The sequence below is a fragment of the Breoghania sp. L-A4 genome, assembly GCF_003432385.1.
Classification (GTDB): Bacteria; Pseudomonadota; Alphaproteobacteria; order Rhizobiales; family Stappiaceae; genus Breoghania.
The window spans coordinates 3,189,743-3,211,482 of the sequence record NZ_CP031841.1 but is presented as its reverse complement, the minus strand read 5'-3'; the positions used below and the strand labels follow the sequence as shown (position 1 = coordinate 3,211,482).

Here is a 21,740-nt window from a genome sequence, read left to right as displayed (position 1 = left end):
CGGCTGCAAAACATGTGTGATGGACGGGAGTGCGCAATGCCGGCCGATTGGCTGACCCTTGTGGGAGACTATTGTCTGGTTTTCGTGGCCGTCTACGGCGCGATGCTTGCGGTGTATTTTTTGACCGGTGTGTCGTTGAGCGCGCTCAATGCCCGTCATCCCGAGCGCAAGATCCAGAAGGGCCGCGACGGCGGCAAGCGCATGTGGGTGGAAATCCGCTCGTCGGTGTCCGCGCTTGGCGTTTCCTCGCTGTTGCTCTCGGCGGGATATTTCGCGCAAAGCCGTGGCTGGACGATCGCGCCGCTGGAGACCAGCTGGTGGTCCGTTTCCCTGATGTTCGCACTGTCGGTGGTGCTGCACGATGGCTGGTTCTATTGGGGACACCGGCTGTTGCATCTGCCCGCGATGTATCGATTCCATGCGCCGCATCACAAGTCCGTGGCGCCGACGGTATGGAGCAACGACAGTTCCACGACCGTCGATACGCTGATCGAGCACGGCTATTATCTCGTGGTCTGGTTCGTGCTGCCGATCCCGGCGGTGGCGCTCTTCGCGCACCGGCTGTTCGACCAGGTCTCGGGCATGATCGGCCACTCGGGGTTTGAGTATTTCGCGTCGAAATCGGCGCGCTGGCCATCGCCGTTCATCTGCACCTCGTTTCATGACCTGCATCATTCCGGCTTCCGCTACAATTACGGCAACTTCTTCTCGCTCTGGGACCGGCTGATGGGCACCGTGGACCCGCGCTACGACGCGATGGTTGCGGATTGGGAGCAGGGGCGCGATGGCGAGACGGACATCGCCGGCTCGGCCGACAAGGCGGCCGGCGAGGGGCGGGCGTGAGGCGTGACAGCATGCAGCGGACAGGGACGTGGTTGAGATGATGTCTGAAGCGGCCGACCTGCTGCTCGCCTTCCTGCCGTATTACGCGGCCGTCTACGGCGTGAACGTGTTTCTGTATTTCGCCACCGGCTGGGTTCTGGTGCAGATCCAGAACCGTCATCCGGAGCGGCGCATCCAGCAGCATCGGCGCGGCGAAAAGCGCATGCGAGGCGAGATCCGCCAGAGCGTGCTGTCGCTCACCGTCACGGCCTTTTGCCTGGCCTTCGGGCTGTTCGCCCAGGCGCGGGGCTGGACTTTCGTGGCGCCGCTTGAGCTGTCGTGGTGGTCGGTGCCGCTGATGGCGGTGTTTTCGCTCATCGCCTATGACGCATGGTTCTACTGGGCGCATCGCTTCATGCACACCAAGCTGATGTACCGCTTTCACGCCGAGCATCACCGCTCCGTGGCCCCCACTGTGTGGAGCACCTACAACGACGACCTCGTCGATGCCTTCGTGATGCAGAGCTATTATCTGTGGGTGCTGTTTTTCGTGCCGATCCCGGCCGTGGTGCTGGTGGCGCACCGGTTGTGGGATCATTTCAACGGCACCATCGGCCATTCCGGCTTCGAATTCTGGGCCTCGCCGATGAGCCGTATGCCCTCGCCGATGGTCTGCGTGACGTTCCACGACCAGCATCACGCGCATTTTCGCACCAACTACGCGAATTTTTTCTCGTTCTGGGATCGGCTGATGGGCACGATCGATCCGAAATATGATACGACGGTGAAGAAATTCGAGACGCTTGGCGGCGGCAAGCGGGGCGTCAGTGGGGCAACGGGCGTCGAGGCGGACGCGGACACGCGGCCCTAGAGCGTTTCCTTGTTAAATGGGATCAATTCTGTTGGTCCAAACCGGTTCGATCCGCGAGGAAACGGGCGAACGGCGTAGCCCATGCTACGGCGGAGGCCGTTGACGCGGCGGACGGCCGGTTTCGACCAACCCTTTGGGCGGGATGAATTTTCCCGATTATCGGCGAGGCCCGTCTCGGCCATATCCGCGATATGCCCTTCGCCAATCCTCTTGATCCTCGACAAAATTCATCGCCGCAGAATGGTTCCATTTGACAAGGAAACGCTCTAGCAATCTCTTGTGGTGCCATGCTGCCTCCATCGGCATGCGCGGCGGGAGATGGGGCGCGGCGGAACAGCAAGATCCATGACATCATGAAACATTTGCTTCTTGTCGCGCTGGGCGGCGGCGTCGGCGCGGGCCTGCGCCATCTGGTCTCGCTCGCGACGCTGCGGCTGATCGGCCCGGGCTTTCCCTGGGGCACGGTCACGGTGAACGTCGCCGGTTCCTTCGTCATGGGCCTGTTTATCGCCTGGCTCGCGCGCTACTCGGATCTTCTGGGCGGGGCGGCGCAGGACGTGCGCTATCTGCTGGCGACCGGACTGCTTGGCGGCTTCACGACCTTCTCCGCATTTTCGCTCGATTTCGCGGTGATGTGGGAGCGCGGCGATCTGGGGCTGGCGGGCGCCTACGCGCTGGCCTCGGTGCTGCTGTCGCTGAGCGCGGTGTTCGCCGGATTATGGGTGATGCGCTCCATCGCCGCGTGGTGATACCATCCGCGGCACACGAGACAAGCGGCGGGGAAATCTTTTCGATCATGGCCGGCAGAGTGACAAGACGGACGATGCGCATTTGACCGAGTCGATGGATTCTCCGGACCTCTCCGAACTGATGTCGCGCGTCGCCTTGCGCGATCGGCGGGCCTTTGCCGAGCTCTATCGGCGCACTGGCGCGAAACTTTTCGGCGTTTGCCTTCGTATCTTGAACAACCGGACGGATGCGGAAGAGACGCTGCAAGAGGTCTATGTGAAGATCTGGCGCTCGGCCGCGTCGTTCGATCGGGACAAGGGAAGCCCGATCGCCTGGATGGTCACCGTTGCGCGCTATCAGGCGATCGACGTGGCGCGGGCGCGTCAGCCGGTCAGCGACGACATCGACGAAGCCTTTGATATCGCGGATCCGAAGCCGGACCCGAGCGCGAGGCCATCGCGTCCGGCGAACGACGCCGCATCGATGATTGTCTGGGGGAACTGGAGGCGGACCGTGCGAGCGCGGTGCAGGCGGCGTATCTTGACGGGGCCAGCTATCAGGACCTGGCCACAAGGTTCGAGGTCCCGCTGAATACGATGCGAACGTGGCTGCGGCGCGCCCTGTTGCGCCTGAGAGAGTGTCTGGAACGATGAGCGTGCGTGACGACCACAAGGATGAGCGCGATGTGCTGGCCGCCGAGTATGTGCTCGGCGTGCTTCCGGCCGAGGCTCGCCACGCGGCGGCGGCGCGCATCGAGTCCGATCCCGAGTTCGCCGCCGACGTCGCGCGCTGGCAGAACCACTTCACCGATTTGAACGAGAACTACGAACCCGTCGCGCCACCGGCGCACGTTTTGGCGCGGATCGAGGAGCGATTGTTCGGCCGCGATGCCGCGCCGCAAGGCTTCTTTGCCGGTCTGTGGAATTCGCTGGCGCTGTGGCGCTCGCTGGCCGTCGCCGCGGTGATGCTGCTGGCGGTGGTCGGCTATATTCAGTTTGATGCGTTTGAGCCCGATGGTCAGGCCGGCGCGCTGGTCGTGGCGCTGGAGTCGGCTGACAGCCCGGTGCGTTATGTCGCCCTGTATGACGCGGAGAACGCCCGGCTGCGGCTGAACCACGTCGCCGGAGAACGCGCGAACGCCCACGATTTTGAGCTTTGGGTCATTGAGGGCGATAACCCGCCGGTGTCGCTCGGCGTTGTGCCGCATGGCGCCCGGGTGGCCTTGAGCGTGGCCTCCGGCCATCAGCCGTTGATTCACAGCGGCGCGGTTCTTGCCGTCAGCAGCGAGCCGCTGGGTGGTTCACCCACCGGCGCGCCCACGGGGCCGGTGGTCGCCGCGGGCGATTTGCGTGATCTATAATTTTTTTGGGAACCGCTGAAACTATTCCCGACGCCTTTCCGTAACTCCTTGTGTTCAGGCCAACCAAAGGGCCAACCGAGAAAAGGATTGAACACAATGATTACGAACAAGATCCGCACGCATTTCATCACCACCGCCATTCTCGCCGGCACGCTTGCCGTCTCCGGAGCCGCCTTCGCCAAGAACCCGATGGTGGGCGGCGCCGCGATGTACGAGAGCAAGAACATCGTCGAGAACGCCGTGAACTCCAAGGACCACACGACGCTGGTCGCAGCCGTGAAGGCCGCCGGTCTCGTCGATACGCTGAGCGGCGAGGGCCCGTTCACGGTCTTCGCGCCGACCAACGATGCTTTCGCGGCGCTGCCCGAGGGCACCGTCGAGACGCTGCTGAAGCCTGAAAACAAGGACATGCTGACCAAGATCCTGACCTGTCACGTCGTTGCGGCTGACGCCATGTCGAGCGCCATCAACAAGATGGTTGCCGACGATGGCGGCGCGCATCCGGTCAAGACGGTTGGTGGCTGCGAGTTCACCGCCATGACCAAGGACGGCAAGATCATGATCGAGGACGGCAAGGGCAACGTCGCCACCGTCACCATTGCCGACGTGGAGCAGTCCAACGGCGTCATCCACGTGATCGACACGGTTCTGCTGCCGGCGTCGTAAGCGGGACCTCGGGGTCCTGCGTGTCTCCGGCCCCATCGCTCGCCGCAGGCCCCACTCTCGCCCGCATCCACTGCTATATGTGGGGGCGGGCGAGTTGCTTTCCGGCCCGGCACAGGGTCGGCAAGCGGCTTCACACAGAATACGGGACATGATCGATGATCACCAGACGCACTATTCTGCTTGGCGGCGGCGCCTTGCTGGTGCTGGCCGCGGCAGGCGGCACGGCGTATTACCGCGTCGAGGCCAAGAGCGACGGTAGCTTCGAAGTCACCCACACCGAAGCCGAGTGGCGCGCGCTGCTGAGCGACGCGCAATATGCGGTGCTGCGCAAGGAGGAAACCGAGCGCCCCTTCACCAGCCCGCTCAACGATGAGAAACGCGACGGCGTGTTCCACTGCGCCGGCTGCGATCTGCCGCTGTATCCATCGGAAACCAAATTCGACAGCGGCACCGGCTGGCCAAGCTTTTACGCGCCTCTGGAGAATGCGGTGGAGACGAAGCAGGACTTCTCCCTGCTGCTGCCGCGCACGGAAGTGCATTGCCGCCGCTGCGGCGGCCATCTGGGGCACATCTTCAACGACGGCCCGCCGCCGACCGGCAAGCGTCACTGCCTGAACGGTGTGGCCCTGACCTTCGTGCCCGCGTGACGGCGTGCCTTGTTGGCCGGGATCGGGATGAGTGATTGGCGTTGCGGCGCTCCTCGGTTATAAGGCGCGCAAACGTTCTCCAATAAAGCGACAGATCCATGAGCGGCATCGACACCCGCACCGTCACGTCCGACGAGGCCGGAATGCGCCTCGACCGCTGGTTCAAGAGCCACTATCCGGGTCTTGGCTTTGGCCAGCTACAAAAGCTGCTGCGCACCGGCCAGGTGCGCGTTGATGGCGGCCGTGTCAAGACCGATGCGCGCGTCGCCGAGGGGCAGAAGGTGCGCATTCCGCCGATCGGCGTCGATGCGGTGCGCGCCGAAAACGCGGCGCCGCGCCGGGTCAGTTCCGACGATCGCGAGGCGATCGAGGGGATGATCCTGTTCGAGGACAAGAGCCTGATGGTGCTCAACAAGCCGGCCGGGCTCTCCGTCCAGGGCGGCTCCGGCACCACGCGCCATATTGACGGCATGCTCGAGACCTATCGCGACAAATCGGGCGACAAGCCGCGCCTGGTGCATCGTATCGACAAGGACACGGCGGGCTGCCTGGTGGTCGCCAAGACACGCAAGTCCGCGCAGGCGCTGACCAAGGCGTTTCGCGCGCGCTCGGCCCGCAAGATCTACTGGGCGCTGGTCAAGGGCGTCCCCAAGCCGCATCAGGGCAAGATCTCCACCTTCCTGGCGCGTGACGAAGACAACGAGAAAATGGCCATCGTGCGCCACGGTGAGGACGACGCCCAGCACGCGGTGACCTATTATGCCGTCGTCGACCATGCGGGACAGAATCTGTCCTGGGTGTCCTTCAAGCCGGTGACCGGGCGCACGCATCAGTTGCGCCTGCACGCCGCACACATCGGCTGCCCGATCATCGGGGATCCGAAATATTTCAACATCGAGAACTGGGAGTTTCCCGGCGGCATGCAGAACAAGCTGCACCTGCTGGCGCGGCGCATCGTCATTCCGCACCCCGGCGGCGGCAAGCTTGACGTGACGGCGCCGCTGCCGCCGCACATGCAGCAGTCATGGAACCTGCTCGGCTTCGATTCCAGCGAGTACGATCCGATCGAGGACGAGGATCAGCAGTGATTGCTGGTTGATTTTCGGATATCCGCGATCGTGAGCGGGGCCGCGCGGGGGCTGACCCATCGACACTCTCATTTTTCTGGCTGCGGCGGTGTTCGTCCTCGCGGGGACGATCAAGGGCACCGTCGGCATAGGGTTGCCCACGGCCGCGGTCGGTATTCTGGCGCAGTTCATCGATCCGCATCTGGCGCTCGCGCTGGTGGTGTTCCCGATCATGACCGGCAACGCCTGGCAGGCGTATCGCGCGGGCGGCATGCTCGCCACGCTCAAGCGCTACTGGATTTTTGCCCTCGTCTCGATGGTCGCGCTGTGGCTGAGCACGTTTGTCACCGCCGCCATCAGCACCGACACGCTGATCACGGTGCTGGGCGGAGTGATCGTGATCTTCGCGGTCACCAGCCTGGCGTTCACGCCGCCGGTCATTCCGGATCGCTTCGACCGGCTGGCGCAGATCATTGCGGGCGTGCTGGCGGGCATCATGGGCGGGTTCACGGCGATCTGGGCGCCGCCGATGGTGATCTATTTCATCGCCCGTCGCGTGGACAAGGACGAGTTCGTGCGCGCCTCAGGCCTGCTGATTTTCCTCGGCAGCCTGCCGCTGTGTCTCGGGTTCTGGCAATCCGGCCTGCTGACCGGCCCCAATGCGCTGATCTCGCTGATGATGATCGTGCCGACGCTGCTCGGGTTCACGTTCGGCGAGATCCTGCGGCGGCGTCTCAACGACAACCGCTTCCGCACCGCCGTGCTGCTGATTTTCCTGGCGATGGGGCTCAATCTGATTCGCAAGGCGCTGTTCTGAGAAGCGCCGGGCCGCGCGCATTCGATGGCCCGCCGCGCTCTGATGAGCGCGGCAGGTGGCCATCGTCCGGCACAGGTGCTTACTCGGCCTGGATGATGCGCTTGCGTTCCTCGAATTCCTCGGAATCGATTTCACCGCGCGCATAGCGCTCCTTCAGCAGATCGAGTGCTCGTGGCCCTTGCTTCGCGCTGTCCTGGGTGTGACGGCCCTTGTCCATCCAGCGGATGATGGCGATGACGCCGACAACCAGAGCCGCCAGCACCAACAGGAAAAAGAGCGGGCCAAGAAACATTCCAAATCCCCCGTAAGGACCGTCGCGCCACATCATGCCGTGGCCGTAGTAGGGAGCGTAACCCGTCTGCGCTGCGGCCGGCAGGGTCGACGCGATGAAAACGGGCATGGCTGCCAAGGCGCCCAAGGCTGCGGGAACCAGCTTCTGCGGGGATATGATGTGGGCGGTCGCTTCCATGGGAGTTTCCTTGTGCTCGTGAGCGGCGGACACACCATGATACGATCCGGTTTGCGCCACCAAGGGCCACTCTACGCGTCGGCCGGCTCAACTTCATTGAGCCAGGTCAAGTGCGTCAGACGCGCCGGCTAGAGAAGCGTCGTGACCGCGATCAGCGCGACCATCACCAGAAAGCCTGCCAGCGCCAGCTTCCACGCATCGCGGCGGTGCTTCAATCCAGGCCAGCCGAGCGGCTTGATGATCTGGATGCACGCGACAAGCGCGAAGAAGACCATGATGATCTTGGTCAAGAGCAGGTCCGGTTCTTGCTGCATGTGGATGCCGGTTGGGCGCGCGTGCCTCTGGATAGGCCGCGCGCGCCCGGGTGTCCAGCCCTCCAAGCCCGGAGCTGGGTGGCTCAGTCGGCGGCGGCTTCCGTCGGGTCGCACCACAGGTGCGGCTCCGGGAATGTCGGATAGACACCGGCGACCCGGCCCATCTGCTGGACAAGCGCCAGCACCGTGTCGATATAGGGCGTGTTGACGTCCACCAGGCGTCCCATCTCCTGAACCGCGGTCAGCAGGGCGTCGATTTCGAGCTGCCGGCCCTTTTCCAGATCCTGGAGCATGGAGGTGCGGTGCGCGCCGACCCGGGCCGCGCCGTTGATGCGGCGTTCGATGTCGACGCGGAAGTGCACGCCAATGCGCCGCGCGATCTTTTCCGCCTCGCTCATCATGGCATGGGCGACCGCACGGGTGCCGGGATCGGTCGCCACCACATCAAGCGTCGCGTGGGTGAGGGCGGAAATCGGATTGAAGCACAGGTTGCCCCAGAGCTTCAGCCAGATGTCGTTGCGGATTTCGGGATTGATCGGCGCCTTCAGTCCGCCGGCCTCCATCACCGCGGACAGCGCCTTGATGCGATCGGTATCGGCGCGGGTCGGTTCGCCGAGGCCGAACTTGTCGCCATAGATGTGCTTGATGACGCCCGGTTCCGTGATTTCGGCCGCCGGATAGACGGTGCAACCGATGACGCGCTCGGGGCCGATGGCGTTCCACTGACGGTTGCCGGGATCGACGCTTTCGATTCGCAGATCCTTGTACTGACCCTCGAAGCCATGAAAATACCACCACGGCACGCCGTTCTGCGCGGTGACCACCGCGGTGTCGGGTCCCAGAAGCGGCGTCATCTGTTCGGCGACCTCCCAGGCCTGATGCGCCTTGAGCGCGATCACCACATAGTCTTGCGGCCCCAGGCTCGTTGGATCGTCGGTGGCGTGGAGCATCGCGTGCTCTTCGGTGCCGTCCTTGAACTGGACCGTGAGGCCCTTTTCTCTGATGGCGGCCAGATGCGCGCCTCGCGCGATGAGGGAGACCTCCGCGCCGCCCTTGGCCAGCATCAGCCCCAGATAACCGCCGATGGCACCGGCGCCGTAAATACAGATCTTCATGTACGTCTCTCCCGTCAGAGTGCGCGGTTCTTTGCCCCGCGCCTTTTGGTCTTGGTCGCGACCGGCTTCCTCACGCGCGCACCTGTCGTGTTGCAGGATGTCGTCACAGAGGGGCGGCGATTGCGCTCAGCATAGGCAGTCGCCGGCCTAATTCACTTGGACTATCGGGCCATGCGACGGAATGCAGCAGGGGGAAACGCGCCGCATTCCGCGGTGTTTCCGCGTCACAGGACCGACTTCAGACTCGGCCCCACCAGCGCCGGGTTGTCGATGATGTGGACACCGGCTCCGCGCAGGGCTTCCAGCTTGGAGGCCGCGCTGCCGCCGCCCAGGGCCCGCAAGGTGCCCGCGTGGCCCATACGGCGGGTTTCCGGCGCGTGCCGCCCGACGACCATCGCGAACACGGGCTTGGTGTTGGCGGCGGTCTTGAGGTACTCCGCCGCCTGCTCCTCCTCGACGCCGCCGATTTCGCCCACCAGCACCACTGCATTGGTGTCGGGATCGGCGAAGAACAGCTCCAGGCAGTCGACATAGCCCATTCCGTGCACCGGATCGCCGCCGATGCCGACGGTTGTCGACTGGCCGAATCCGGCGGCACTTGTCAGCGACACGATCTCGCTGGTCAGCGAGGCGGAGCGGGAGACGATGCCGATATGGCCCGGGCGCTCGTTGACCGTGGCCATGACGCCGAGCTTGCACTGACCGGGGGTCAGGATGCCTTGCGAATTGGGACCCACGAGCCGGGTTTTCGACCCCTTCAGCGCATGGCGGACACGCACCATGTCAAGCACGGGCATGCGTTCGGTCACACAGACAACGAGGGGGATTTCCGCCTCTATGGCCTCAATCATGGCGCCGGCGGCCTGGGCGGCGGGTACGAAGACGATGCTGGCGTTGGCGCCGGTCTCGTCCTTCGCCGTCTGCACCGTATCGAAAACCGGCACGTCGAGATGCACCATGCCGCCCTTGCCGGGGCGCACGCCGCCAACGAGGTTGGTGCCATAGGCGATGGCGCGGGCCATGTGAAAGGTGGCCGCGTGGCCGGTGATTCCCTGGCAGACGACCTTGGTGTTGCTGTCGATCAGGATGCTCATTTCGCCGCCCCTTTCTTGGTGCCTCGGGCGAGGGCGACAGCGGTCGCGACCGCCTCGTTCATGTCCTGTGCATCGTGGAAGACGACGCCGCAGTTTTTCAGGAACCGGCGGGCGAAGTCCGCATTGTTTCCCGCCAGCCGCAGGACGATCGGCAGTTTGGCGCCGGTGCGGCGGATCGAGATGCCCAGCCCCTCGGCCACTGTGTCACACGGCGTCATGCCGCCGCCGTGGATGTTGACCAGCAGCACCTTCAGCCCTGGAGTCTTGAGCACCAGATCAAAACCGCGCGAGATCTGCAGGCTGGTGGCGGTGGTGCGGATGTCCATGAAGTTGGCCGGCCGGCCTCCGGCTTCCACCAGCATGTCGTTGGTGGCGAGCGCCAGACCCGCGCCGTTGACCGCGACGCCGATGTCGCCATCCATGCGCACGAAGTTGACCTCGTGGCGCTGGGCCTCCAGTTCGACCGGATCCAGGTCGTCCTGGTCGCGCAGAACCGCGAGCTCCGGATGCCGGGCCAACGCATTGTCGTCCAGCACCATCTTGACGTCGAGGGCCACGAGCCGGCCGTCTTCCGTCACCGCGAGCGGATTGATCTCGATGAGGCTCGCGTCGAGATCGACAAACGCCTTGGCGAGCGCGCGGAAAAGATCGGCGGCAGAATCGGCGAGCGCGCCGCTGAGCCCGAGTTTTCCGGCAAAGCCCTTGAGCGCCTTGCGCGCGGGCGGGGCGGCGGCGTCGAGCGGCAGAATCACCATCATCTCGGGATTGCGCGCGGCCAGCTCCTCGAAATCCTCGCCGCCTTCGCGCGATGCCACCAGCGCCATTTGGCCGGCCTTCTGGTCGATGAGCAATGCAACATAAAGCGATTGCGCGACATCCTCGCCGGCTTCCACGTAGACTTGGGAAACCTGACTGCCCTTGGGGCCGGACTGATCGGTCACCAGCACGCTGCCGAGCATGGCGCGGGCAGCGTCGCGGGCGCTTTCCGATGTGGCGACGATGCGCACGCCGCCCGCTTTTCCGCGGCCGCCCGTGTGCACCTGCGCCTTGACGGCGAATTTCTTCGAGGCGATTTCGCGCGCGACCGCACCGGCCTCGTCGGCCGTGGATGCCATGCGTCCTTTCGGAATGGCGATCGCATAGTGCGAAAGGATTTCCTTTGCCTGATATTCATGCAGGTTCATCGGCCAAGCTCCTCCAATGGTTCATTCTTTTTGTTTGGCGTGACGGGCATCCAGTAATTGCCGCACTGCAGCATAAGCAGAAGGGCAAATCCCGGTAACCGTCATGCCAGAATGGCTTCGTCCCTAGAGTCAATTGGTTGGTCGTTCAGTATGGGCTGCCGACTACTGTGTCCGAGTCATCAGCCGGTTTCCCGCCAACCTGATTTTTCATTGCGGTTTCGCCAATTTTTTTCTGGTATACCATATGCCAGCGTGTTTATTATGTCTAACGAAACAACGGGTCTGGCGGCTGCGACGAGAGTTTATTCAATTCTGGGTGCGCCACATTGCCTCAGATGAAATTTGGTGGTATGCCAAAGACCAATAATAATTTCGGCATCTGATCAAGCGCCTGGAAAGAGGCGTAAAGGATGCCGGAAATAAGAGGATCAGTGTAACGGGTTCTGGAGGGAACTGCCTGTGCATTGGTAAGTGCGTGTAATGCATACCACTTTGGGAGGAATGTCATGAAATCTGCACGACTATCTATCTTGGGAATATCGGCCGCTGTCGGCCTCGGCATGACAGCAACAGCAATGGCGCCGCAGAGCGCCATGGCCGAATGGGCGCCGCGCAAACCGGTCGAATTTATCATCATGGCCGGTACCGGCGGTGGTGCAGATCAGATTGCGCGTTTGCTGCAGGGCTTGATCGAAAAGAAAGAACTTTCCCCGCGTCCGTTCATTCCGATCAACAAGCCGGGCGGTTCCGGCGCTGAAGCACTGCGTTATCTCAAGGATAAGGCCGGTGACGACCACACGCTGCTGGTCACGCTGAACAGCTTCTACACCACGCCGATCATCCAGGAGAACCTGGGCGTTGATCCGCTGTCGTTCACGCCGATCGGCCGCATGGCGCTCGATACCTTCCTTCTGTGGGTCAATTCCGAACGCAAGGACATCACCGATCTCGACAGCTATGTCGCCGCCGTCAAGGCAGCCGGCAAGGACTGGAAGGTCGGCGGTACCGGTTCCGGCCAGGAAGATTCCATCCTCACCGCGATGATGGAAAACGAGTTCAAGTACGATGTGACCTACATTCCGTTCCCGGGCGGCGGCACCGTTGCCAAGAACCTGATCGGCAATCACATCGACTCGACCGTCAACAACCCGGCCGAGCAGGGCGAGTTCTATCGCGCTGGTCAGAGCAAGCCGATTGTTCAGTTCACCGACGAGCGCATGGATGCGTATCCGGATGTGCCGACGGCCAAGGAACTCGGCTACGATATCGAGTACTACATGCAGCGCTCGATCAACGGCCCTCCGGGCATGTCGGCTGAAGCTCGCGACTGGTACATCGATCTGTTCCACAAGCTGTACACGTCCGACGAATGGCAGAAGTTCTGCGTCGAGGACGGCCTTGACTGCACCGAATGGGTTGCCGGCGACGATCTCGCCGCATTCCACAAGGCGCAGCTTGCTCGCCACGAGGCGCTGATCGCATCGGTGGGTGCTGACGCCATCACGGGCCAGTAAGACCGGGCAACCGAAGGCTGGCCGACATTTCGGCCGCAACAATGTGCTCAGGCGGGATCGCTAACCCGCCTGGCACCACCCGGACTTAGAACGAAAGCTTTCATCAGACACCGTCCTGAAAACGCCGTGCCAGCCGTTGCTGCACGGGAGAGCGGTGTCGCGTGAGACGCGTTCCTGGCAAATGCGTGTTGAGGATCAACCGGATGACTGTTCGTACCGCTGAATTGCTGTTTGCCATACTGCTGGCACTCGGCTCCGCCGCAATCATGATCAAGAGCACCGATGGGCTGCAGATCGGGTGGGTTCCGGGGTCGGGCCCGGGATCGGGGTCTGGCCATTCTGGCTGTCGACGGGGATGCTGCTCTCGTGCCTGACGATCATCGTCAAGTGGTTCATGGGCGCCACCCCGGAGTCGCGCAACACGGCGATGTTCATGGATGCCGGCGCCATCCAGATCGTCGGCACCACTGTCGTTGCCCTGATCCTGTTACTGGCCGGAACGCATATCATCGGCCTGTATTTCTCGATCTTCTTCTTCCTGATTTTCTATCTTCGAATCATGGGAAAGCATACGTGGTTACTGACGGGCATTCTCTCCGTCGCGACGCCAACCTTCCTGTTTTTCTTCTTTGAAGGTGCGTTGGTTATCCCTCTTCCGAAGGGCTACTCGGAGCCTTTGTTCTATCCGCTTTATGATTTGATCTACTAGGACAAGCAAAATGTCGGTAGAGGGAGTTTACTGAAATGGAAGCCATCCTTGAGCCACTAATGCAGGGGATACTGCAGTCGTTCGAGCCGCTGAACCTGGCGATGCTTATACTCGGTTGTACGGTCGGGCTGTTCGTCGGCGCGCTGCCCGGCCTTGGATCAGTCAACGGCGTTGCGATCCTGTTGCCCGTTACGTTCCTGGTGCCGCCCAACACCGCGATTATCTTTCTGGCGGCCATCTACTACGGCGCCATGTACGGTGGCGCGGTGAGTTCGATCACACTGGGCATTCCGGGGGCATCGACCGCCGTCGCCACCGTCTTTGACGGACGGCCGATGGCGCAGAAGGGCAGGGCCGATCTGGCGCTCGCCACCGCCGCGGTCGCCTCCTTCATCGGTGGCACCATCTCCATCGTTCTGTTTACGCTCTTCGCACCGCCGCTGGCGTCGTTTGCCCTGAAGTTCGGGCCGCAGGAAGAGTTCGCGCTGATGATTCTGGCCTTTGCCACGTTCATCGGACTGTCCGGGGACGACATTCCCAAGACAATCTTCTCGATCCTCATTGGCCTGGTGCTGGCGACGATCGGTCTGGACGTCATCTCCGGCAAGCCGCGCTTGATCTTCTTCGACATCGACGGGTTCTTCCACGGCATTAACTTCCTGGTGCTGGCGATCGGTATCTACGGCATCGGAGAAATGCTGTGGACGCTCGAGGAAACCAAGGGCGACGTGCAGGTGCACAAGGTCAAGTCGACCTTCCGGGGCATGATCAACAACGTCAAGCAGGTGAAGAACTACTTCGGCACGACGATCGTTGGCAGCCTGATCGGCTACTTTGTCGGCATGCTGCCGGCAGCCGGCGCAACCCCTGCCGCGCTGATGTCCTACGGCCTTGCGAAGACCTTCTCGAAGGATCCCGACAGCTTCGGTCGCGGTAACGTCAAGGGCGTCGCCGCTCCGGAGTCGGCCAACAACGCCGCCTCCACCGGCTCCATGCTGCCAATGATCACGCTGGGCATTCCCGGCTCGCCGACCACGGCGATCCTGCTTGGCGGCATGATCATCTGGGGTCTGCGTCCCGGTCCGCTGTTGTTCGCAGAGCATCCGGACTTCGTCTGGGGTCTCATCGGTTCGCTTTACGTCGCCAACGTGGTTACGGTGCTGATCAACCTGTCGTTCATTCCCATCTTCGTGCGGGTGCTGACGCTGAAGTTCACGATCCTGGCGCCGATGATCTTCATCCTCTGCGTGGTGGGTGGCTATGCTCCGACACAGACCATGCACGATGTGTGGCTGATGGTAGGGTTCGGTGTGGTCGGTTACATGCTTCGCAAGCTGAACTATCCCGTGGCGCCCGCCGTGCTGGCGATCGTGCTCGGGCCGCTGGCCGAGCAGTCGTTCCGTCAGTCCGTACTGGGATCACAGGGCGACGTCTCAGTGTTCGTTGAACGGCCGCTGTCGGCGACTTTCCTCGCCATTGCCGTTCTTCTCGCGGCATATCCGATGATCTCGCGCTTCATCAAGAAGAAGGCGGCATCAAAGGCTTAGATGTTTTCTGTAGGCGGGTGCGATGAGTCTATGCAAGGCGAATTCGCGGTGGTATACAAAGTACCAGAGCGAATTGTCGCACTCGCCGCCACCGCGGCGCCCCACGGGCGCTCCGGCACCGAGACAGGGTCGAAAGCATGCTGGACATATCGCCGATCGTTGAAGACTTCAGCCTGAAGACGACAATCTACAACAGTCTGAAGGACGCCATCGTCAAGAAGAACATCTATGACGACAACGTTGATCTGAAGCTTGATGAGCGCAGCCTTTCGGAGCAGTTCGGCATCAGCCGGACGCCGCTTCGCGAGGCGCTCGCCAGGCTTGAGCAGGAGGGACTGGTGCGCATCGTGCCGCGGCGCGGCATCTATATCGTGCGCAAGTCCAAGGCGGAAATCCTCGACATGATCCTCGCCTGGGCGGCGCTGGAGAGCATGTCCGCGCGGATCGCCACGCAGGTGGCGACCGACGAGGAAATCGGCCAGTTGCGGACCATCATCAATGAGGTCGACAAGGGCGAGTTGTCGGCGCACATGGACGAATATTCCGACAGCAACATCCGCTTCCATCAGGCGATCCTGAGGCTGTCGAAGTCTCCACAGATCTGCAAGATGGCGGACGACTTGTTCATCCACGTGCGCGCCATCCGCGCCCGCACGATCACCGAAGCCGACCGCATCACTCGGTCGGTGGTGGATCACACCCATATCATCGAGGCTCTCGAGAGCCGCGATACGGAGCTGGCCGAACGGCTGGTGCGCGAACACACGTTCAACCTGCGCACCCACGTCGCGCTGAATTTCCATGTCGCCTGAGCAGCGCGGCGGCAAAGCATCGAAAATGGGGAGGGCAGGATGATCGGGATTCCGGAAAATGCCACTGCCGGCGTTTGCCTGTCCACACCGCATGGGCTTCGCGCGCCCATCCTTTGAGCAGTCTGGGCGCCGCCGTGCGCCATCGAAAAACCTCTGCGCACGCGCGCTAAGAAACACAGCCAAATGGCCTGAGCCAAAGGCTTTCCGGGAGAGAGAAAATGTCAGCAACAGCGCCGAGCGTTGATGTGAAAACTGATGAAGCCGCACAGGACCTGACGGACGGCTTCCACCTGCTTATCGACGCGCTCAAGCTCAATGACATCAACACCATCTATAACGTGCCCGGCATTCCGATCACCGATCTTGGCCGTTACATGCAGGCAGCCGGTCTGCGTGTTCTGTCGTTCCGCCACGAGCAGCATGCTGGCTACGCCGCGGCGATCGCGGGCTTTCTGACGAAGAAGCCGGGCGTCTGCCTGACGGTGTCCGCCCCGGGCTTTCTCAACGGCCTGACGGCTCTGGCGCACGCTCAGACCAACTGCTACCCGATGATCCTGATGTCCGGTTCGTCCGAGCGCGAGATCGTCGATCTGCAGCAGGGCGACTACGAGGAGATGGACCAACTCGCCATCGCCAAGCCGCTGTGCAAGGCCGCGTTCCGCGTGCTGCACGCCGAGGACATCGGGATCGCGGTTGCCCGCGCCATCCGCGCCGCCGTCTCGGGCCGGCCCGGTGGCGTCTATCTTGATCTTCCCGCAGCCCTGCTTGGCCAGGCGATGGACGCGGCCAAGGGCGCGCAGTCGCTGGTCAAGGTCATCGATCCGGCACCGGCGCAGATCCCGTCCGCCGACTCCATTGCACGCGCGCTGGATGTCCTGAAGGGCGCCAAGCGCCCTCTGATCATCCTGGGCAAGGGCGCGGCATACGCGCAGGCCGATGCCGACATCAAGGCGCTGGTCGAGAAAAGCGGCATTCCGTATCTGCCGATGAGCATGGCCAAGGGGCTGCTGCCAGACGATCATCCGCAGTCGGCGGGTGCGGCGCGCTCACTGGCGCTGAAAGAGGCGGATGTGGTGATGCTGATCGGCGCGCGCCTCAACTGGCTGCTGTCGCACGGCAAGGGCAAGACCTGGGGCACGGAGCCCAAGAAGTTCATCCAGATCGACATCGAGCCCAAGGAAATGGACTCCAACGTCGAGATCGTGGCTCCGGTGGTCGGCGATATCGGCTCCTGCGTCTCCGCCTTGCTCGAGGGCATCGCCAAGGGCTGGACGCCGCCGCCTGCCGCCTGGACCGACGCGATCCGGGAGAAGGTCTCCACCAATGTCTCCAAGATGGCGCCGCGCCTGCAGAACAACAACTCGCCCATGGACTTCCACGGCGCGCTCGGCGCTCTGAAGACCATCATCAAGCAGCGGCCGGACGCCATCCTCGTCAACGAGGGCGCCAACACGCTCGATTTCGCCCGCTCGGTGATCGACATGCACAAGCCCCGCAAGCGGCTTGATGTGGGCACCTGGGGCGTCATGGGCATCGGCATGGGCCAGGCGATCGGCGCGGCTGTGGAAACAGGTCATCCCGTTCTGGCGATCGAGGGCGACAGCGCCTTCGGTTTCTCCGGCATGGAGGTGGAGACCATCTGCCGCTACAACCTGCCGATTTGCGTGGTCGTGTTCAACAACGGCGGCATCTATCGCGGTACGGATGTTGATCCGACGGGCCGCGATCCCGGCACCACCGTCTTCGTCAAGGACGCGCGCTACGACAAGATGATGGAAGCCTTCGGCGGCGTCGGCGTTACCGCCACGAGCCCCGATGAGCTGACACGCGCCGTCAACGAAGCCATGGACTCCGGCCGCCCGACCCTGGTCAACGCCATCATTGATCCGCTGGCCGGCACCGAGAGCGGACGCATCGGCAATCTCAATCCTCAGAGCGTGGTTTCGAAGAAATAATCCAGCTCCGGAAATAGCAAATCCTCAAGAACAGGAGCACACCATGAAAGCTCTAGAAGGCGTCAAGATCCTCGACTTCACCCATGTCCAGTCGGGCCCGACCTGTACCCAGTTGCTGGCATGGTTCGGCGCCGACTGCATCAAAGTCGAGCGCCCAGGCGTCGGTGACGCCACCCGTGGCCAGCTGCGCGACATCCCCGATGTCGACAGCCTGTATTTCACCATGCTCAACCACAACAAGCGCTCCATGACGCTCAACACCAAGAGTGACAAGGGCAAGGAAGTTCTCGAGGAACTGGTCCGCGCCTGTGACGTGCTGGTGGAAAACTTCGCACCCGGCGCGCTCGATCGCATGGGCTTTTCCTGGGAGCGGATCCAGGAATTGAACCCGCGGATGATCATGGCCTCGATCAAGGGTTTCGGCCCCGGTCCCTACGCGGACTGCAAGGTCTATGAGAATGTCGCCCAGTGCACCGGCGGCTCGGCGTCGACGACGGGCTTCCTCGACGGTCCGCCGCTGGTCACCGGCGCGCAGATCGGCGACAGCGGCACGGGTCTGCATCTGGCGCTCGGCATCGTCACGGCGCTGTTCCAGCGTGAGAAGACCGGCAAGGGCCAGAAGGTCACCGCCGCCATGCAGGATGCCGTGCTCAACCTGTGCCGTGTCAAGCTGCGCGACCAGCAGCGTCTGGAGCGCGGTCCGCTGACCGAATACCACCAGTACGGCGAGGGAATTTCCTTCGGCGATGCGGTGCCGCGCGCCGGCAACGCCTCGGGTGGCGGCCAGCCGGGCTGGATTCTGAAGTGCAAGGGGTATGAGACCGATCCCAACGCCTACATCTACTTCATCACCCAGGCGCCTGTGTGGGGCAACATCTGCGACCTCATCGGCAAGCCGGAGTGGAAGACCCAGGAAGGCTATGCCAAGCCCGCGGAGCGTCTCGACAAGCTCGGCGCCATCTTCGACACCATCGAGGCCTGGACTAAGACCAAGACCAAGTTCGAGGTCATGGACCTGTGCAACCCGCTCAACATTCCGTGCGGCCCGATCCTGTCGATGAAGGAAATCGCCGCGGAACAGTCGCTGCGCGATACCGGCACGGTGGTCGAGGTGGATCATCCCGAGCGCGGCAAATACCTCAGCGTCGGCTGCCCGATCAAGCTTTCGGGCTCGCCGGTCGAGGTCGAGCGTTCGCCGCTTCTGGGTGAGCATACCGACGAGATCCTGCGCGACGTGCTCGGCTTCAGCGCCGAAGCCGTCGAAAGCATGAAGGACGCCGGCGCGATCTGATCGAACAGGGAAACGCCGAACCGATTCAAGACGTTACTGGGAGTGAGAAAATGCGCATTGTCGTCCACGGACAACAGGCGTTCGGCCGCGCGGTGCTCGAGCGGCTTCTGGAACGCGGAGAGAATATCGTGGCGGTCTGCACGGCGCCGGACAAGGAGGGCCGGCCCGTTGATCCGCTGAAGGAACTGGCGGAAGAGAAGGGCCTGCCGGTCTATCAGCCGGCGTCCTGGAAGACGGAAGAAGCGCTCGCGCTGATGAAGTCCTTCGAGGCGGACGTCTGCATCATGGCTTATGTGCTGCTATTCGTGCCTGAAGCGGTGCGTGACGCGCCGAAATACGGCTCGTTCCAGTATCACCCCTCGCTGCTGCCGATGCATCGCGGGCCGTCGTCGATCAACTGGCCGATCGCGCAAGGCGCCACCAAGACCGGCCTCACCATCTTCTGGCCGGACGACGGGCTCGATGAAGGTCCGATCCTGCTGCAGAAAGAATGCGAGATCGGTCCCGACGAGACGCTGGGCGACGTCTACTTCAAGAAGCTGTTCCCGATGGGTGTCGACGCGATGATCGAGTCGCTCGAACTGGTGAAGGCCGGCAAGGCGCCGCGCATCGTCCAGAACCTGGACGAAGGCTCCTATGAATCGTGGTTCCGCAAGGCGGATGCAGAGATCGACTGGTCCAAGCCGGCCAAGCAGATCTACGCCATCATCCGCGCCGCGAACCCGCAGCCCGGCGCATGGACGCTGCACGGCGGAAACGAACTGAAAGTGTTCGATTCCGCCCTTGGCACCAAGAGCGGCGCTCCCGGCACGGTTCTCGAGGTGTCGGACGACGGCGTTACGGTCGCCGCCGGCGAAGGCTCCATTCTCATCAAGCGTGTTCGCGCCGATGCGGCGAAGGTGCCGGCGGTGGAGTATGCGGCTGAAAGCGGCCTCAAGGCCGGGGACGTCCTCGGTAAGTAATTTTCCGGATCCCACAACGTTCATGGGTTAGTGAAACACAGGCGCGGCCGATGGCCGTCGCCTGAGACATCAGGGGGGCCGCATGGCTTTCAAATCCGATATCGAAATCGCTCGCGAAGCAAACATGAAGCCGATCACCGAGATCGGCGCCAAGCTCGACATCCCGGCCGACCAGCTGCTGCAGTACGGCCCGAGCAAGGCCAAGGTCTCCTATGAGTTCATCAAGTCGCTGAAGTCCAAGAAGGACGGCAAGCTGATCCTGGTGACCGCCGTGACGCCGACGCCGGCGGGCGAAGGCAAGACCACCACCACGGTGGGTCTTGGCGACGGCCTCAACCGCATCGGCAAGAAGGCCGCTGTCTGCGTCCGCGAGCCGTCCCTCGGCCCGTGCTTCGGCATGAAGGGTGGCGCGGCCGGTGGCGGTTACGCCCAGGTGGTGCCGATGGAAGACATCAACCTGCATTTCACGGGTGACTTCCACGCCATCGGCATCGCGCACAATCTCCTCTCCGCGATGATCGACAACCACATTTACTGGGGCAACAAGCTCGGTCTCGACACCCGCCGGATCGCCTTCCGCCGCGTCGTCGACATGAACGATCGCTCGCTGCGCCAGATCGTTTCCTCGCTCGGTGGCGTCGCCAACGGCTTCTCGCGCGAGGACGGCTTCGACATCACCGTGGCCTCCGAGATCATGGCGATCTTCTGCCTCGCCAACGATCTGGAAGACCTGACCGAGCGGATCGGCAAGATCGTCGTCGGCTACACCCGCGAGCGTGAGCCGATCGTCGCCAGCCAGCTCAAGGCGAGCCCGGCCATGGCCGTTCTGCTCAAGGACGCGCTCATGCCGAACCTGGTGCAGACGCTGGAAAACAACCCCGCGTTCATCCACGGCGGTCCGTTCGCCAACATCGCGCATGGCTGCAACTCCGTGACCGCCACCACGACGGCGCTCAAGCTCGCCGACTATGTGGTGACGGAAGCCGGCTTCGGCGCGGATCTGGGTGCCGAGAAGTTCTTCGACATCAAGTGCCGCAAGGCGGGCCTGACGCCGTCCGCCGTGGTCATCGTCGCCACCGTCCGTGCGCTTAAGATGCACGGCGGCGTCGCCAAGGAAGATCTGGGCGCGGAGAACGTTGCGGCCGTGAAGGCCGGCTGCTCCAACCTCGCCCGTCACATCGAGAACGTGAAGAAGTTCGGCGTGCAGCCGGTTGTCGCCATCAACCAGTTCATCAACGACACCGACGCGGAACTGGCGGCTGTCAGTGAAGTCGCGGCCGGTCTGGGCGCCAAGGCGATCGTGGCGAGCCATTGGGCCAAGGGCGGCGAAGGCATCGAGGAACTCGCGCGTCACGTCGTCGAGCTTTGCGAGAAGCCGTCGGAGTTCAAGCCGCTGTATCCGTCCGAGATGCCGCTGTTCAAGAAGATCGAGACGATCGCGACCGAGATCTATCGCGCGTCCGAAGTCACCGCCGACAGCAAGGTGCGCAACCAGCTCAAGGATTGGGAAAAGGCCGGCTACGGCGACTTCCCGATCTGCATGGCCAAGACGCAGTACTCGTTCTCGACCGATCCGACGCTTAAGGGCGCGCCTGACAACCACACGATCAACATCCGCGAGGTCCGGCTTTCCGCCGGCGCAGGCTTCATCGTGGCGATCGCCGGCGACATCATGACCATGCCGGGCCTGCCGCGCGTGCCGTCCGCCGAGGCGATCCATCTCGACGAGGACGGACTAGTGCAGGGCCTGTTCTAGGCTCCCAGACACCTTGGGGAGGGGATACCGGGCGCAGGC

General features: G+C 62.9%; 21 protein-coding genes and 1 pseudogene. 17 read left to right on the top strand and 5 right to left on the bottom strand.

Annotated elements, in window-relative coordinates:
- Positions 1–36 precede the first annotated feature (36 nt).
- The 9 genes and pseudogenes from D1F64_RS14590 (at position 37) to D1F64_RS14550 (ending at position 6,979) form a co-directional block, all read left to right on the top strand.
- Complete coding sequence (locus tag D1F64_RS14590) at positions 37–843, top strand: sterol desaturase family protein (protein ID WP_205470486.1); 807 nt, start codon at positions 37–39, stop codon at positions 841–843.
- 37 nt (positions 844–880) lie between these two features.
- Positions 881–1,693, top strand: a complete 813-nt coding sequence (locus D1F64_RS14585) for a sterol desaturase family protein (protein ID WP_117413016.1) — start codon at positions 881–883, stop codon at positions 1,691–1,693.
- Positions 1,694–2,046: 353 nt separating this feature from the next.
- The gene (gene crcB / locus D1F64_RS14580) at positions 2,047–2,442 is read left to right on the top strand and encodes a fluoride efflux transporter CrcB (protein ID WP_117414624.1); all 396 of its coding nucleotides are present in this window, start codon (positions 2,047–2,049) and stop codon (positions 2,440–2,442) included.
- Positions 2,443–2,536: 94 nt separating this feature from the next.
- A pseudogene (locus tag D1F64_RS14575) lies at positions 2,537–3,075 on the top strand (sigma-70 family RNA polymerase sigma factor).
- Positions 3,072–3,782, top strand: a complete 711-nt coding sequence (locus tag D1F64_RS14570; protein WP_248304473.1) for an anti-sigma factor — start codon at positions 3,072–3,074, stop codon at positions 3,780–3,782. The pseudogene D1F64_RS14575 and the gene D1F64_RS14570 overlap by 4 nt, the downstream one beginning before the upstream one ends.
- Positions 3,783–3,878: 96 nt before the next feature.
- On the top strand, positions 3,879–4,448 hold the full coding sequence (locus tag D1F64_RS14565) for a fasciclin domain-containing protein (protein WP_117413014.1): 570 nt from the start codon (positions 3,879–3,881) through the stop codon (positions 4,446–4,448).
- Between the two features lie 155 nt (positions 4,449–4,603).
- A complete protein-coding gene (gene msrB / locus D1F64_RS14560) occupies positions 4,604–5,095 on the top strand; it encodes a peptide-methionine (R)-S-oxide reductase MsrB (protein ID WP_117413013.1) in 492 nt (163 codons plus the stop codon).
- A 98-nt stretch (positions 5,096–5,193) separates the two neighbouring features.
- Positions 5,194–6,183, top strand: coding sequence for an RluA family pseudouridine synthase (locus tag D1F64_RS14555; protein WP_117413012.1), 990 nt, complete (start codon positions 5,194–5,196; stop codon positions 6,181–6,183).
- Positions 6,184–6,271: 88 nt separating this feature from the next.
- Positions 6,272–6,979 carry a sulfite exporter TauE/SafE family protein gene (locus D1F64_RS14550; RefSeq protein WP_162901576.1) on the top strand — a complete coding sequence of 236 codons (708 nt, stop codon included), beginning with the start codon at positions 6,272–6,274 and terminating at the stop codon, positions 6,977–6,979.
- A gap of 79 nt (positions 6,980–7,058) precedes the next feature.
- Here the strand turns inward: D1F64_RS14550 and D1F64_RS14545 are convergent, their stop codons facing one another.
- The 5 genes from D1F64_RS14545 to sucC all read right to left on the bottom strand — a co-directional run bounded on the left by D1F64_RS14545 (position 7,059) and on the right by sucC (position 11,155).
- Positions 7,059–7,448, bottom strand: a complete 390-nt coding sequence (locus D1F64_RS14545) for an SHOCT domain-containing protein (RefSeq protein WP_205470484.1) — start codon at positions 7,446–7,448, stop codon at positions 7,059–7,061.
- A gap of 128 nt (positions 7,449–7,576) precedes the next feature.
- On the bottom strand, positions 7,577–7,762 hold the full coding sequence (locus D1F64_RS14540) for a hypothetical protein (protein ID WP_117413010.1): 186 nt from the start codon (positions 7,760–7,762) through the stop codon (positions 7,577–7,579).
- An 83-nt stretch (positions 7,763–7,845) separates the two neighbouring features.
- On the bottom strand, positions 7,846–8,877 hold the full coding sequence (locus D1F64_RS14535; protein WP_117413009.1) for a 2-dehydropantoate 2-reductase: 1,032 nt from the start codon (positions 8,875–8,877) through the stop codon (positions 7,846–7,848).
- A 224-nt stretch (positions 8,878–9,101) separates the two neighbouring features.
- On the bottom strand, positions 9,102–9,971 hold the full coding sequence (gene sucD / locus D1F64_RS14530; RefSeq protein WP_117413008.1) for a succinate--CoA ligase subunit alpha: 870 nt from the start codon (positions 9,969–9,971) through the stop codon (positions 9,102–9,104).
- Positions 9,968–11,155, bottom strand: a complete 1,188-nt coding sequence (gene sucC, locus D1F64_RS14525) for an ADP-forming succinate--CoA ligase subunit beta (RefSeq protein WP_117413007.1) — start codon at positions 11,153–11,155, stop codon at positions 9,968–9,970. Before sucC ends, sucD begins: the two co-directional genes overlap by 4 nt.
- A 506-nt stretch (positions 11,156–11,661) precedes the next feature.
- Here sucC and D1F64_RS14520 point away from each other — a divergent pair.
- The 8 genes from D1F64_RS14520 (at position 11,662) to D1F64_RS14485 (ending at position 21,701) form a co-directional block, all read left to right on the top strand.
- A complete protein-coding gene (locus D1F64_RS14520; RefSeq protein WP_117413006.1) occupies positions 11,662–12,669 on the top strand; it encodes a tripartite tricarboxylate transporter substrate-binding protein in 1,008 nt (335 codons plus the stop codon).
- A gap of 298 nt (positions 12,670–12,967) precedes the next feature.
- Positions 12,968–13,378 carry a tripartite tricarboxylate transporter TctB family protein gene (locus D1F64_RS14515; RefSeq protein WP_162901575.1) on the top strand — a complete coding sequence of 137 codons (411 nt, stop codon included), beginning with the start codon at positions 12,968–12,970 and terminating at the stop codon, positions 13,376–13,378.
- Between the two features lie 35 nt (positions 13,379–13,413).
- Positions 13,414–14,925 (top strand): tripartite tricarboxylate transporter permease, encoded by a 1,512-nt coding sequence (locus tag D1F64_RS14510; protein ID WP_117413004.1) that lies wholly within the window; start codon positions 13,414–13,416, stop codon positions 14,923–14,925.
- 137 nt (positions 14,926–15,062) lie between these two features.
- Positions 15,063–15,737 carry a GntR family transcriptional regulator gene (locus D1F64_RS14505; protein WP_117413003.1) on the top strand — a complete coding sequence of 225 codons (675 nt, stop codon included), beginning with the start codon at positions 15,063–15,065 and terminating at the stop codon, positions 15,735–15,737.
- Positions 15,738–15,955: 218 nt separating this feature from the next.
- Positions 15,956–17,692, top strand: a complete 1,737-nt coding sequence (gene oxc, locus D1F64_RS14500; protein ID WP_117413002.1) for an oxalyl-CoA decarboxylase — start codon at positions 15,956–15,958, stop codon at positions 17,690–17,692.
- 43 nt (positions 17,693–17,735) lie between these two features.
- Complete coding sequence (gene frc, locus D1F64_RS14495) at positions 17,736–18,983, top strand: formyl-CoA transferase (RefSeq protein WP_117413001.1); 1,248 nt, start codon at positions 17,736–17,738, stop codon at positions 18,981–18,983.
- Between the two features lie 50 nt (positions 18,984–19,033).
- Positions 19,034–19,945: a methionyl-tRNA formyltransferase gene (locus D1F64_RS14490; protein WP_117413000.1), complete on the top strand. Its 912-nt coding sequence runs from the start codon at positions 19,034–19,036 to the stop codon at positions 19,943–19,945.
- 82 nt (positions 19,946–20,027) lie between these two features.
- The gene (locus D1F64_RS14485; protein WP_117412999.1) at positions 20,028–21,701 is read left to right on the top strand and encodes a formate--tetrahydrofolate ligase; all 1,674 of its coding nucleotides are present in this window, start codon (positions 20,028–20,030) and stop codon (positions 21,699–21,701) included.
- Positions 21,702–21,740: the final 39 nt, after the last annotated feature.

Bases quoted from the DNA above. Each gene is read 5' to 3' on its own strand.
- D1F64_RS14490 (WP_117413000.1), top strand. From the start codon at position 19,034: ATGCGCATTGTCGTCCACGGACAACAGGCGTTCGGCCGCGCGGTGCTC.
- D1F64_RS14485 (WP_117412999.1), top strand. From the start codon at position 20,028: ATGGCTTTCAAATCCGATATCGAAATCGCTCGCGAAGCAAACATGAAG.
- D1F64_RS14590 (WP_205470486.1), top strand. From the start codon at position 37: ATGCCGGCCGATTGGCTGACCCTTGTGGGAGACTATTGTCTGGTTTTC.
- D1F64_RS14555 (WP_117413012.1), top strand. From the start codon at position 5,194: ATGAGCGGCATCGACACCCGCACCGTCACGTCCGACGAGGCCGGAATG.
- sucC (WP_117413007.1), bottom strand. From the start codon at position 11,155: ATGAACCTGCATGAATATCAGGCAAAGGAAATCCTTTCGCACTATGCG.
- crcB (WP_117414624.1), top strand. From the start codon at position 2,047: ATGAAACATTTGCTTCTTGTCGCGCTGGGCGGCGGCGTCGGCGCGGGC.
- oxc (WP_117413002.1), top strand. From the start codon at position 15,956: ATGTCAGCAACAGCGCCGAGCGTTGATGTGAAAACTGATGAAGCCGCA.
- sucD (WP_117413008.1), bottom strand. From the start codon at position 9,971: ATGAGCATCCTGATCGACAGCAACACCAAGGTCGTCTGCCAGGGAATC.
- D1F64_RS14510 (WP_117413004.1), top strand. From the start codon at position 13,414: ATGGAAGCCATCCTTGAGCCACTAATGCAGGGGATACTGCAGTCGTTC.
- D1F64_RS14505 (WP_117413003.1), top strand. From the start codon at position 15,063: ATGCTGGACATATCGCCGATCGTTGAAGACTTCAGCCTGAAGACGACA.
- frc (WP_117413001.1), top strand. From the start codon at position 17,736: ATGAAAGCTCTAGAAGGCGTCAAGATCCTCGACTTCACCCATGTCCAG.
- D1F64_RS14570 (WP_248304473.1), top strand. From the start codon at position 3,072: ATGAGCGTGCGTGACGACCACAAGGATGAGCGCGATGTGCTGGCCGCC.
- D1F64_RS14565 (WP_117413014.1), top strand. From the start codon at position 3,879: ATGATTACGAACAAGATCCGCACGCATTTCATCACCACCGCCATTCTC.
- D1F64_RS14535 (WP_117413009.1), bottom strand. From the start codon at position 8,877: ATGAAGATCTGTATTTACGGCGCCGGTGCCATCGGCGGTTATCTGGGG.
- D1F64_RS14585 (WP_117413016.1), top strand. From the start codon at position 881: ATGATGTCTGAAGCGGCCGACCTGCTGCTCGCCTTCCTGCCGTATTAC.
- D1F64_RS14545 (WP_205470484.1), bottom strand. From the start codon at position 7,448: ATGGAAGCGACCGCCCACATCATATCCCCGCAGAAGCTGGTTCCCGCA.
- D1F64_RS14540 (WP_117413010.1), bottom strand. From the start codon at position 7,762: ATGCAGCAAGAACCGGACCTGCTCTTGACCAAGATCATCATGGTCTTC.
- msrB (WP_117413013.1), top strand. From the start codon at position 4,604: ATGATCACCAGACGCACTATTCTGCTTGGCGGCGGCGCCTTGCTGGTG.
- D1F64_RS14520 (WP_117413006.1), top strand. From the start codon at position 11,662: ATGAAATCTGCACGACTATCTATCTTGGGAATATCGGCCGCTGTCGGC.